The sequence below is a fragment of the Sinanaerobacter chloroacetimidivorans genome (genome assembly GCF_018128545.1).
GTDB lineage: Bacteria > Bacillota > Clostridia > Peptostreptococcales > Anaerovoracaceae > Sinanaerobacter > Sinanaerobacter chloroacetimidivorans.
Window position 1 is genome coordinate 1 of the sequence record NZ_JAGSND010000006.1, and the last position, 12703, is coordinate 12703.

10 protein-coding genes are annotated in these 12703 nt (G+C 42.3%); 1 reads left to right on the forward strand and 9 read right to left on the reverse strand.

Annotated features, from left to right (window positions below):
* Nucleotides 1–108: 108 nt before the first annotated feature.
* The 8 genes from KCX82_RS10085 to KCX82_RS10120 all read right to left on the reverse strand — a co-directional run bounded on the left by KCX82_RS10085 (nucleotide 109) and on the right by KCX82_RS10120 (nucleotide 9772).
* On the reverse strand, nucleotides 109–246 hold the full coding sequence (locus tag KCX82_RS10085) for a hypothetical protein (protein ID WP_227018339.1): 138 nt from the start codon (nucleotides 244–246) through the stop codon (nucleotides 109–111).
* A gap of 202 nt (nucleotides 247–448) precedes the next feature.
* The gene (locus tag KCX82_RS10090) at nucleotides 449–1624 is read right to left on the reverse strand and encodes a sugar ABC transporter permease (protein ID WP_227018340.1); all 1176 of its coding nucleotides are present in this window, start codon (nucleotides 1622–1624) and stop codon (nucleotides 449–451) included.
* Between the two features lie 10 nt (nucleotides 1625–1634).
* Complete coding sequence (locus tag KCX82_RS10095) at nucleotides 1635–3155, reverse strand: ATP-binding cassette domain-containing protein (protein WP_227018341.1); 1521 nt, start codon at nucleotides 3153–3155, stop codon at nucleotides 1635–1637.
* Between the two features lie 100 nt (nucleotides 3156–3255).
* Nucleotides 3256–4383 (reverse strand): sugar ABC transporter substrate-binding protein, encoded by a 1128-nt coding sequence (locus tag KCX82_RS10100; protein ID WP_227018342.1) that lies wholly within the window; start codon nucleotides 4381–4383, stop codon nucleotides 3256–3258.
* A 177-nt stretch (nucleotides 4384–4560) separates the two neighbouring features.
* The gene (locus tag KCX82_RS10105) at nucleotides 4561–5628 is read right to left on the reverse strand and encodes a D-xylose ABC transporter substrate-binding protein (RefSeq protein WP_227018343.1); all 1068 of its coding nucleotides are present in this window, start codon (nucleotides 5626–5628) and stop codon (nucleotides 4561–4563) included.
* A gap of 21 nt (nucleotides 5629–5649) precedes the next feature.
* Nucleotides 5650–7254, reverse strand: a complete 1605-nt coding sequence (locus KCX82_RS10110; protein ID WP_227018344.1) for a response regulator — start codon at nucleotides 7252–7254, stop codon at nucleotides 5650–5652.
* 18 nt (nucleotides 7255–7272) lie between these two features.
* A complete protein-coding gene (locus KCX82_RS10115) occupies nucleotides 7273–8766 on the reverse strand; it encodes a sensor histidine kinase (RefSeq protein WP_227018345.1) in 1494 nt (497 codons plus the stop codon).
* A gap of 1 nt (nucleotide 8767) precedes the next feature.
* A complete protein-coding gene (locus KCX82_RS10120; protein WP_227018346.1) occupies nucleotides 8768–9772 on the reverse strand; it encodes a substrate-binding domain-containing protein in 1005 nt (334 codons plus the stop codon).
* Between the two features lie 203 nt (nucleotides 9773–9975).
* Here KCX82_RS10120 and KCX82_RS10125 point away from each other — a divergent pair, with 203 nt between their 5' ends.
* Nucleotides 9976–11985: an ATP-dependent metallopeptidase FtsH/Yme1/Tma family protein gene (locus tag KCX82_RS10125; RefSeq protein ID WP_227018347.1), complete on the forward strand. Its 2010-nt coding sequence runs from the start codon at nucleotides 9976–9978 to the stop codon at nucleotides 11983–11985.
* A gap of 78 nt (nucleotides 11986–12063) precedes the next feature.
* On the opposite strand, the gene KCX82_RS10130 is transcribed toward KCX82_RS10125, so the two are convergent.
* Nucleotides 12064–12684, reverse strand: a complete 621-nt coding sequence (locus KCX82_RS10130) for a LysE/ArgO family amino acid transporter (protein WP_227018348.1) — start codon at nucleotides 12682–12684, stop codon at nucleotides 12064–12066.
* Nucleotides 12685–12703 lie beyond the last annotated feature (19 nt).

The window sequence follows — 12703 nt, forward strand, 5'->3', positions numbered from 1 at the left end:
TTCTTTACTGAATTTAGTCATAAAAAAGTACACCTCCAAAAGCTAGATTTTTCATCCAACATTTGGGGTGCACTTCAAAATGATGGTTCTTTTTCCTGGGAACTAGGATTAGTTTTCTAAGATCTTCAACAGAATATAATCGGTTACATCTTTTAAATCCGATATTTCCAAGGCCTGTTTTTCGATCTCATCTACTCGTTCTAATATTGCTTCCAATAATTCTACAATTTTTTCTTCGTTGCTCACTTCTCACTTTTCCCCTTACTCCCTTTTTTTGTATTCATAATACTACCATTTATTGCATAAATCAACATAAAAAACCGTTTTTTTATAAAAGAGAATATCCCTGCATCAGGCAGGGATATTCTCTTTTCATATTTAATTGAGGATTCGAAAATGAAATTAATTCAATAGTTTCATACATGGTTATATTCCATTTTGCATAAAATTACTTTGCTGCTCTGCGTGTAGTCACATCAAAAATAACAGCTGCTGCAAGTACGGCGCCCCTGATGATATATTGGTAATAAATTCCAACCCCCATTAGATTCATCCCGCTTACCAATGAGGTCATAACAAGAGCTCCTACTAAAGATCCGGTGATTTTTCCGACTCCTCCTGCAGCAGAAACTCCGCCTACATAAGCCGCAGCGATGGCATCCATTTCGAAAAGGGTTCCTGCCGTGGTTGTTGCAGACTGAAGGCGGGAAGCAAACAAGATTCCAGAAAGAGCCGATAGCATCCCCATGGAGCAAAAAACCATAAAGGTAATTTTTTTAATATTGACTCCGCTCAATTTTGCCGCCTCAGGGTTGCCCCCCAGCGCGTATATATGCCTGCCAAGTACCGTCTTCGTGGTAACAAAATGATAGATGAAAGCGGTGACAGCTACGATGACAATGGTCCAGGAAAGGCCGTTATACCCTGCAAGGATCCAGGTAATATAAGCTATGATTCCAGATAGAAATACTAATTTGAGTATAAAGATACTCATGGAAGTAACTTCGAAATTGTACTTCTGTTTTATTTTTCTGCTGCGGAATTCACTATAAATATAAAGAAGGATTGCAACAGCTCCTAAAATGACAGTTAAGAGGTGGAAATTTCCTACATTGGCAATGTCCGGTATAAAACCGTTTCCGATGGCATTGAAATATTTATCGCTGATAACAATTGTTCCGGAGCTTTCCGTCACCCAAAGGAGCAGACCTCTGAAAATCAGCCATCCCGCCAGTGATGCTACAAATGCAGGAATGCCTACCTTAGCAACCAGGAAGCCGTTAAAAAACCCAATCAGAATTCCAAATATCAAAATCAAAGGAACTGCAAGATAAACAGGCCAGCCCCAGAAGGTCAGCATAATGGCGCATATTGCCCCTAAAAATCCGGACAGGAATCCAACCGACAAGTCAATATGCCGGATCACAATGACCAGTGTCATACCAATAGCCAAAACTGCGATATATCCGGTCTGATTGATCAAATTGCTGATGTTTCTTGATGACATAAACAATCCATCTGTTGTAATTGTAAAGGTAATCATAATGACAGCCAATGCAATATACATCCCGTATTCACGCACATTTTCCTTCAGCAATGTTTTTGCTTCATTCAAAAACTTCATGTTACTCCTCCTAATTCGTTGCCATCGCCATAATTCTTTCCTGAGTGGCCTCTTCTATCGGCAGTTCACCGGTAATCTTTCCCTCCGATACAACATAGACCCTGTCACTCATTCCCAGGATTTCCGGTAACTCGGATGAAATCATGATAATGCTCATGCCCTGTTTGATCAGTTCGTTCATAATGGTATAGATTTCATACTTGGCACCAACGTCGATTCCACGGGTGGGTTCATCCAGTATCAGGACTTCCGGCTTTACAAAGAGCCATTTTCCCAGAGAAACCTTTTGCTGGTTGCCGCCGCTTAAATTTCCAACTGTCTGTTCTATACTCGGTGCTTTGATATTCAGATTTTTCTTATACTCATTGGCAATATTAATTTCTTCGTTTTTATTAATGACGCCATTGTTTGCAATTTCTCTCAGATTTGCCAAGGAAATATTTTGCCTGATATCCTGAATCAAAATCAAGCCATTTCCCTTTCTATCCTCCGTTACATAGGCAATTCCGGCTCTCATCGCATCACTGGTATGTTTGAAATTCTTCTTTTTACCATGGACGTATAATTCGCCCTTCAGCCGGTAACCTCCCGGATTGCCGAAGATGCTCTGTGCCAGTTCTGTTCGGCCCGCACCCATCAGGCCGGCAATACCAACGATCTCTCCTTTTTTTACGTGGATGCAAATGTCCTTTAAAATATCTCTCCCTTGGGTGGGATCATAGCCGCTCCAATTTCTCAGCTCCAGCACCTTATCCTCCGATGGTTTGAAATCACGCCTCGGATAGATGTTGTCGATTTCCCGCCCGACCATATTCTTTATAATTACATTTTCCGTTACTTCCCCTTTTTTTGCATCCAAAGAGCAAATGGTCTGTCCGTCACGCAATACTGTTACGGTATCCGCAATGGAAATCACTTCTTTTAACTTATGGGAGATCATAATGGATGTGATTCCCTGTTGTTTCAGTTCCTTGAGGAGAAGCAGCAGATTTTCGCTGTCATTTTCATTGAGTGCAGATGTAGGCTCATCTAATATCAAAAGCTTTACATCTTTGCTCAAAGCCTTCGCAATTTCGATTAATTGCTGTTTTCCGACGCCTAAATTTTTAACTAAAGCCTCAGGATTTACATTGAGCTTCACTCGTTTCAACATTTCTGTTGCTCTTACGATGGTTTCGTTCCAATCAATGGTTCTTCCTTTTTTGATTTCATGGCCTAAAAAAATATTCTCATAAACCGTCATATCGGGAATCAGTGCCAATTCCTGATAAATAATGGCAATGCCGGCTTTTTCACTGTCACGGACCGTTGCATACTTTTGGATTTCACCATTCAGTACAATATCTCCTTTATAGGATCCATGAGGATAAACACCGCTCAGCACCTTCATCAGGGTTGACTTTCCAGCCCCATTTTCCCCAACCAGACAGTGAATTTCCCCTTCTTCCACTTTAAAATTCACATTATTTAAAGCTTTTACACCAGGGAATTCCTTGGTTATATTTCTCATTTCAAGTATGTATTTGCCCATAGTAGCTAACCGCCCCTTTATTAATACATGAACCAGTATGAATAGCAGAATAGTGACAGACGAGTCTATCACTATTCTGACCGATCAAGTAATTGTGTGTTTATTGTAACCCTGTGAAGTCTCCCGCTGCATAGTAACCGGAATCAACCAGCGCTGCTTTTACATTGGACTGATCTACTACGATAACTTCTGTCTGTTTTGCTTTTACATCCGTCGCACCGTTGTCATAGGAACCGGTAGTTGCCGGAGTGGATCCGTCTAAGAGTGTAACTGCCATTTCGATGGCGTCTTTTACAAGAGTACGTACATCTTTGAATACAGTCATGGACTGTTTGCCGTCGATGATGTACTGAACGGATGCCTTCTCTGCATCTTGGCCGGTAACAACATAGCTCTTGATAGCAGGATCTGCTGCGAATGCATCTGCAATAGCACGGGCAGTACCATCGTTTGGAGCCAGAATTGCTACATCACCTTTTGAGGCAGCATCAGCGGCTGTCAAGTGCGCTTCAGCCTTATTCTTTGCTTCGTTGAAATCCCAGTTTGTGGTAACCTGGCTTATGATTTTGCTCATCTCATCACGAGTCAATGTAGCTTTGTCCTTTAAAGCAACTGCTTCGCTGGAGTTGGCAATCACGAAGGTACCATCAGCGATCTTTGGCTGCAATACGGACCAGGCGCCTTCAAAGAACAGGAATGCATTATTGTCTGAAGAAGCTCCTGCATACAGATACAACGGCTCCCCTTTGGCTTTAGCATTATCAACGAGATATTGTCCCTGAGCCGCACCAACTGCTACGCTGTCAAAGGTTACATAGTAATCAACAGCATCGGTATCGGTAATCAATCTGTCATAAGCGATTACGTTAATGCCTTCTGCTTTTGCAGCTTGAACTGCTGCTGCAGCTGCCGCTCCGTCCTGAGGACAAATGATCAATGTTTTGATTCCCTTGGCAATCAATGCATCTACATTTTCCTTTTCCTTAGCGGAAGTACCTTGGCTGAATAGGATTTCTACCGAATAGTCGGTGTCTTTCAATGCATCTTTGAATCTTGTTTCATCCTGAACCCATCTTGGTTCATCTTTTGTCGGAAGAACGATACCGATATCGACCGTGCTCTTTCCTTCATCCTGACCGGCTTGTTCTGATCCGCCGCAAGCTGCAAACAGGGTTGCAATCATGGTTATAACAACCAACAGAACGACTAATTTTGAAAACCTTTTCATTTTATTCCCTCCTTAACTATATAGACGTGTTATCGATGCACCCGTCTCTTCGTGGTCATTATACCATGGTTCCATCTGGACATATTTAACGCTCATCTGCATTAAATTTATCAGGAGGGCTATGTTGCCTGTAACCGTTAAAATTATTAATCTTAAAAAAAGTAAGACCCGAACAGCCTATGGCCATTGGGTCTTTGGAACGTTCATATAAACATCTTCCATACGATGGAATTGATCTTTGATAATCGTGTCCATCATATTGGGCTTTGTTACCAGAATAGGGTCGATTTTATAAAATGGAATTTCATATCTTCCGTCACTGATGGTGGTATTGGTTTGAACCAGGCCCCCCTTGGCTAAGGTTACCGCAAATTCGGCTCCTTTGGTAGCGATGATGTCAATGGGTTTATAGATCGTAGCGTATTGCGTTCCCTCCACCACTCGCTGGCAGCCGTCCAGATCTGCATCATGCCCCACTACCGTTACCTTTCCGGCAAGCCGTTTCTCTGCCAGAACGTGTACTGCAGCACTGGCAAGAGTGTCATTTCCGGCGATAATGGCATCGATTTTCGTTCCCGAATCCATAGTTTCTTCCATATACGATAAAGCATTCTCATAAAGCCAATCCTTTACCCAGGTTTCGGCTACAAGATTGATCGTGCCGTCCTGTATTCCTTTATCGATAACATTTAGATATCCCTCCCGGAACATGGAAGAATTGTTATCTGACTGGGATCCGTTCAGCAGGAGGTAGTTTCCCTGAGGGGTCTGACTGACCGCTGCCTCGCCCATCAGCTGTCCTACCATGATGTTGTCAAAGGATATATAAAGATCTACATTGGCATTTTTGACAAGACGGTCATAAGAGATGACCTTGACTCCCCTGTCTTTGGCTTTTTTCACCATACCGGCAGCAGAAACCGCATCATGAGGCACGAGGACAAGTACGTCAATATCCTGATCTAAAAGGTACTGCACCTGCTTTTCCTGTTCCTCGCTGTCACTGTAGGCAATCTGCAAAATCACTTCTGCACCCAATTCATTTGCTTTTGCAACGAAAATATCCCGGTCACGAAGCCACCTTTCATGGACCAGAGTGTCCATAGAAAACCCGATGACGATTTTATCGTCTTCAGGCGGACTGACATCTGTCTCATTCTCCTGGTATCCGCTGCATGCCGCCAGCAAAGAAACGGAAAAAACAAGCAGCCATACCATTTTCAATACCCTTTTTACACCGTACATTTCCAATACCTCCTCAATACATCATTGGGCTGATAAGAAACTTTCCTTGTATTCTGTAGGGGTCGCTCCGACAATTCGTTTAAAAATCCTGCTGAAGTAATTGGGATCACTGTAACCAACGCTGTAGCAAATCTCCTTGACACTCAGTTCATCGCTTTCCAGCAGATTTTTTGCGATCCTGATACGTATAGCCGTAAGATAGTCTATGAAATTTTCACCGGTTTCTTCTTTAAAAAGCTTGCTGAGATATTGCGGGCTGACATTGATCTCCCTTGCAACATCCTCCAGCGTAATGGACTTGGAATAATTGGTTTTGATGTATTCCTTGGCACGTTTGGTAAGTCTGCCTACTTTGTAATCCCGGTAGGAATTGATCTGTGTAATGATATTTTCAATTCTTTTTCTGCACCAAAGCCGAAGCTCTCCCAGATCATTGATGGGGAGCATTTCTTCCAGAAAATCAATTCTCAACAATTCTTCATCCGGCTCATATTCCCAGGACAGATGATTGATCAAGAATAAAATCTCAAGAAGCTTGTTCTTTATTTTCATAGGCTGTGTTCCATACTCCCCTGCAAGCCAGTCAAAAATGCAGTGATAGGCATTGATGCTTTCCGCCGCATCTCCTGCGGATACCTTTTGCAGTAGATATTTTTCCTTATATTCCGGATACTCAGGCCCTTTTGCATTTCGAGCACTAATGTCCATAAAATGCATGACGCCGGTTCCCTGCAGGTAACGCAGGGCTTTTAAAGACTCTTCATAGGAAGCCGACAGCATGTCAAAGCGTTTGTATCCCTTGCCGATACCGATTTTCAACCCGCAGTTCAGTTTCCCCGTAAGCCGCTGCAGCAGCGTTTCAGCAAGAGAGACGGCTTCCAAACGGCCGGCGAATTCATCCTTTTCGGCATCGGTTGGAACAAATACTACCACCCTGTTCAGCATTACCGGACCGACAATGCAATTGCACATAGACTTTACCATATCGGTAAAATAAGGATAAAACTGTTGGCTTTTCACGCTGTAGCCTATTTTGGTGTCCAGATACCCGCCCGATTCCTCATCTACAATTTCCACGGTAAAGATAGTTCCACCGTCCTCTTTGATATCAAAAAGACGTTTATAGTTTAGAAGTTCCTTGCTGTTATCATCAAATAGCAAAATGGAATAAATAAATCCGTTTTCCAAGATTGGTGTCATATACTCCAGCTTTTCCTTCATCTCCAGTTCGACTTTCCATTTTTCTTTCTCGATGCGGATGATGTTTATCGCTTTATTGACAACTTCAACCACCTTGGCACGATTTACAGGTTTGAGCAGGTATTCCATGACTCCCAGATTTACGGCCTCTTTGGCAAACTCGAACTGGTCAAAGGCTGTCAGTACAATGATAACCACCTGCTTATGCCTGCTTCTGATTTCCCGGATGGCCTCTATGCCGTTAATGCCCGGCATGCGGATATCCATAAACAGAACATCCGGAACATTCTCCTCCACCTTTTCAATAGCCTCTCTCCCTGACCTGGCTGTAGAAATAATCTCTACATCGGTAAAGTTTTTCTCTATGATAAACTTTAAAGAATCAATGGCCACCTTTTCATCATCGGCAATCATTACTTTAATCATAGTCAGCTTCCTCCAACTTTAGCTTTCAATAGGAATATGCAGCACAACCTCGGTACCCTGACCAGGCTCACTGAATATTTCCATGATCTCATCCCGGCTGTAAAATATCTTTAAACGGCTTAGGATATTATTCATTCCGATGCCGTTGGTATGTCCTTCATGGCGCCCCTTAAAATCAGGTTTATCTCCCATATCTCTCTTGATGATTTCCTGAATTTTCTCCGCACTCATTCCCTTTCCGTTATCCTTGATGGAAATCACGGCAAATCCGTCCTGCAGCTCCGCACGGAGGCTGATCCTGCCCGGATATTCCACATCGCTAATGCCATGGATAAAGGCATTCTCTACAATGGGCTGCAAAATCATACAAGGGATCTTTCTCTCCAGAATGCTTTCCTCCTTGTACATGGTAAATTCAATTTTATCAGCGAAGCGTTCATTTAACAAATGCATATAATTTTCTACATTTCGGATTTCATCTCCTATGGTTACCGGTTTATCCAGATTCCGCATGTTGTACCTGAAAAGCTCCGCAGCATTTTCAATAAAGGAGCAGGCGCGGTCGGCACCTTCCATCATGGCAAGCTGCGCTCCCGCATTCAGCGTATTAAATAGAAAGTGAGGATTAATCTGAGCCTGCAGTGCATGAAGCTCCGCCTCCCTTAAGTTGGTTCTGATGATCAGATTCTCCATTTCCTTTTCCTGCAATTTTCTCTCAAGGCCAACCTTCTCATTGATCTCATTGATGTATTGGCGTATGCTTTCCGTCATGCGGTTGAAGGCTTCCGCCATAATTCCGATCTCATCATTGGAGTTTACTTTTACGCTTGGCACGTTAAAATTCCCATGGGTGATCTCATCCGCCGCTTTGGACAATTCAAAAATAGGTTTGGTGATCCTATAGGTAAACCATAAAATTAATACGATGGATAAAACAAAAATTACCGAAAGCAGTCCGATATTCATGGTTTCCATAATCCGGATGCTTTTACTTACCGACATATACCGGTCCGTATTTTGAAAGAACATGTTATTATTGAGCTTTTGAATATATTCTACAATGTATTGGCGGATTTTGACGCTTTCCTGATAGTGATACAGATAATCGTCCACCATTCTGGCTCTTCTGGCTTTTACCGCCTCATCCATTTCATCAAGGTAATTGGAAATCATATTCTTAATATCCTTCATGATCAGGATATTATCCATGCTGGAGTTATCAATGTGTATTTCACTGGCTTCCTTCCAAAGTTCGTTGGAATAGCGGTAATAATCATCCAAACTCTTGGAATGCTTGGTGGTAAGGTAACTCTCATAGGCATAATTCAGCTTTTCCAGCGTCTTATTCAATTGGTTGAGTTCAACGTTCATCTCAAAGGTCGAACTCATTTTATTCATAAGCACGGAGATACTGTAATAAGGGAAAATATTCATAGCGCTCATGATTACAATGGTCGCCATAAAATAGATAATCAATCTTTTTTTTAAGCTGTTTTTATACCATAACCCCATGTTACTCCTCACTTGAATTCAAATATTTTGCCACATTGGTTTTTGTGATCAAATGGGTATCCGCAGTGAAATAGGCTGAAGTTCTTCCCTTGGTTTTCAAATCTACCAAAGCCTTTATGGCATCATAGCCCATTTGTTCATGGTTGGCTGTTACAGTGCCGAAAATGACACCATTGTCAATATAGCGTAAAATTTCAGGAGAGTCCCCGTATCCGATAATGTTATAATTTACTTTATTTAGATCTATCAGCCTCTGGGCAACCAGGGCCGTATCCTTTTCATTGGTGCAGATAATAGCATCCAGACCAGGCTGGTTGACCAGTACATCCTTAATGGTATCTTCCAGGCTAATGAAATTAGCCTGATCATATTCAATGGTATTGAGATTGAACCGCTGCGACGACTGAACCGCATCCTTGATACCTGAGATCATAAGATTTTGTACGACGGTGCCTCCTGTCTCATGATTGCTGACCAGAATCACTGCATCTCCCTGATCTCCGGTGGCTGCCAGCAGCATCCTTCCCATTTCAGTCCCTGCGCTATAGGTATTCAGACCCACAAATGCAGCACGCTTGCTGTTCTTTGCGTCGGTGCGGATGGTGACCATGGGGATACCCTTTTCCACACTTTGATTGATGAGCTGACCGGTTTCCTCTTCATCCCAAACATAGGTAACAATGCCGTCCACTTTCGAGACGATCGCCATATCCAGAGACTTCCATTGCTCGTCTGCATTTGCGCCGCTGGGCCAGTTGAATTCCACTGCGACGTTGAATTCTTTAGAGGCAGTTTCCACCCCTTTTTTAATGGAAAGCCAAAAAGGATCCTCCATATTTTCACAGATCATGGCAAAATGATAATCGGGATTTGTGTTGGACACTACGATGTCATCGCTTTTATCAATCGAATGTAAAGCATTGTTTATGTTGTAATAGATAAGCAGGGTAATGATTAGAATAGCCAATATTGAGACTGATAAAAGAATAATATGATTCTTTTTCACGATAAAGCTCCTTAACAAAAAAAGATCGTAAAGAACAGCGGACCAGAAACAGCTCAGTTTCATTATACCTCAATTTTCGTAACAAAGTCATAAGAAATTAATTTGTTTCAATAAATTTATTTTTTCTTCTTTTTTCATAAATACCCATGGAAGATTAGGTTAAAAATATAGTTAAAAATATGAATGAAAGGAGGTTTGTAGTAATGTCAAAAAAGAACACAATGAGGAGCATCACGTCAATTCTGTTTATCAGTATTCTCCTCAGTCTGTTTCCGATGATCTCCGCTTATGCAGAGAATAGCGAATTGTGTGACGTTGATCAGTCCAAAACCGAAGCAGGCAGAAGTTCAAGTTTGCTGCTTTCATTCCGAAGTCCCTATTTCGGTCAGGAACCTATTGATGCAGGCTACAGCAATGAACAGGTATCAGACAGCAAGCAGGTATCAGACAGCGAATCGGTTATGGATTTTGATCAATTGAAGCTTAATAAAATCGATATTGATGAATTATCCCAATACGTCGAGGTAGGCAGCATCACCGAGAAGGAATTTTATGACCTGAATTTTGAGATGAAAATTGGGTCCATAGCTATGACATCGAATAATGATTTATTGATAAGAACTACGGACAACACATATTGTACCATTAAAATGTCCAGTGAATATATTAATGCTCTGGAATTAACCGGTGTTTTAAAAGAAGGCAGCAGTCAGAAGGTAGCTGCCAAGGAAGAAAACGGATCCGTCAGTTTTCTGGGTACTTTTATTGTGGTTTCGCTGATTCTATCCTTAATCTTTTTTATAGCATGGGCTTTTTTTATGAACCGAAAAGAATATCAAACGGACAAGCTGGCCGTCAGTGCAAAGGAGAAAAAGGAGAAAAAAGAAAACGGAAAGAACGGAGAAGCCCTTCCGGAGAAAAAGGTAACCTTTAACGAAGTTCAGGGAATCGATGAGTTGAAACCGGATTTATTTCGATTGGTAGATGCGCTGAAGTATCCTGCAAAATATAAAAAATTGGGAGCCCGACCAACGAAAGGTCTTATACTTTATGGACCTCCCGGCACGGGTAAGACATTAATTGCAAAGGCCATCTCCGGAGAAGCCGAGGTGCAGTTCTTCTCTGCTTCCGGCAGTGATTTTGTAGAAAAATATGTCGGTGTTGGTGCATCCAGAATTCGTGAATTGTATAATAAAGCCAGAAAAGCTTCTCCTTGTATTGTCTTTATCGATGAAATAGACGCCATCGGCGGCAACAGAGGAGAAAGCAATAACAGCGAAAGGGATCAAACCATTAATGCCTTACTCACCGAGCTTGATGGGTTTTCCGCTGCGGAAGGAATTCTTACCATCTGTGCTACCAACAGGCTGGATATTCTAGATTCCGCACTGATACGTCCCGGCAGATTTGATTTAAAAATTGCAGTAAACCTCCCGGATAAGCAGGCACGATATCAAATACTGAAACTGCACAGTGCCGATAAGATATTATCCGAAGAAGTGAGCATTGAAACTCTGGCTAAGAAAACCAATGGATTTTCAGGAGCAGAACTGGAAAATCTGCTCAATGAGTCAGCATTGATTGCCGCTACAAAAGATCAGGAGTTTATTACCTGCGAGGATATTGACGACGCGTTCTTCAAGATCATCATGAACGGACATAAAAAAGAGCGGACAAGTAATGATGAATATGCAAAGCTGGTGGCCTATCATGAAGCAGGTCATACACTGGCAACCAAGCTTTTGACCAATGACGGCGTATCTACGGTGACTATCGTTCAGAGCACGTCGGGAGCCGGCGGTGTTACCTTCAGAACACCGGAAGATATTCCGCTAAGAAGCAAAAAATATCTTCGAAATCTTGTAAAGGTTATGTATGCAGGCCGGGCTGCCGAAGAAATATTGCTGGACAGTGACGAGGATATTACCACCGGCGCCTCTCAGGATATTAAACAGGCAACGGAAATCATCAAAGAATACATCGCAATTTATGGCATGGGAAGCAAGGGTATGATTGATCTGACACAGCTGACGAATCATTTCAACATGATAGACGAAGCCTCCAATATGGCGAATGAGCTTTACAGAGAAACCATCGAGTTTCTGATCAAATATAGGGGGCGGCTCGACGCCCTTGCGCAAGCCTTGTTAGACAAGGAGACGTTGGACGAAGCAGAAATCGACGCCTTAATAAGCGAAAGCCGCTCTGCCTGATCTGAAAGGAAAGACGGCCTTGATCCCGGGGATCAAGGCCGTCTCATACAATTAGAAAAATTTTGGGTAGAAAATTTCCTAAATGGTATCCATTAAAATTTGTACAAAGTTCATTCCTAATTTTACTCCGTAAAAAATGATTACAATGCCGCATATCACGTTGATGATTCTAAGAGCTCTATCTGTAATCTTTGTGCTAACCAGCGAAATGATGGTTGCAATTCCAAGAAACCAGGCCAGCGAGGCAGAGGAAACGCCTAGAATGAAGTGCAGATCTTCTCCTGCGGGCAAAGCCGCTTTAAAAGCTCCCAGCATCATGGATCCATCAATTAACGCCTGCGGATTAAACCAGGTTACAACACAAGCCGTGGTAATAACCTTTAAAATCGGAATGTTCACATCGGTACCGGTATCCAGGCTTCCTTTTGCACGCAGCAGTCCAATGCCGATCCAGATGACAATGATGCTTCCTATCAGTAATACGCCAAGCTCCAGCCACCGGGAAGCCTCCATAATGGCCCCAATCCCAAAGAAACAGGCAAGTGCCAATGTAATATCAAAGAAGATAACGATCAAAGCCGTTATATATACTCTTGGCTTTGGCTGCGTAAGTGCCGTGTTGATTACGAATAAGTTTTGAAGTCCGATTGGGGCTACGTAAGCAAGACCCATTGTAAAACCTTGTAAAAAATAAATCATCGTATTTACCTTTATGCCA

Excerpts from the sequence above, each read along its gene's own strand:
- KCX82_RS10110 (WP_227018344.1), bottom strand. The coding sequence starts at position 7,254 with ATGATTAAAGTAATGATTGCCGATGATGAAAAGGTGGCCATTGATTCT.
- KCX82_RS10115 (WP_227018345.1), bottom strand. The coding sequence starts at position 8,766 with ATGGGGTTATGGTATAAAAACAGCTTAAAAAAAAGATTGATTATCTAT.
- KCX82_RS10125 (WP_227018347.1), top strand. The coding sequence starts at position 9,976 with ATGTCAAAAAAGAACACAATGAGGAGCATCACGTCAATTCTGTTTATC.
- KCX82_RS10100 (WP_227018342.1), bottom strand. The coding sequence starts at position 4,383 with ATGAAAAGGTTTTCAAAATTAGTCGTTCTGTTGGTTGTTATAACCATG.
- KCX82_RS10090 (WP_227018340.1), bottom strand. The coding sequence starts at position 1,624 with ATGAAGTTTTTGAATGAAGCAAAAACATTGCTGAAGGAAAATGTGCGT.
- KCX82_RS10105 (WP_227018343.1), bottom strand. The coding sequence starts at position 5,628 with ATGTACGGTGTAAAAAGGGTATTGAAAATGGTATGGCTGCTTGTTTTT.
- KCX82_RS10130 (WP_227018348.1), bottom strand. The coding sequence starts at position 12,684 with ATGATTTATTTTTTACAAGGTTTTACAATGGGTCTTGCTTACGTAGCC.
- KCX82_RS10095 (WP_227018341.1), bottom strand. The coding sequence starts at position 3,155 with ATGGGCAAATACATACTTGAAATGAGAAATATAACCAAGGAATTCCCT.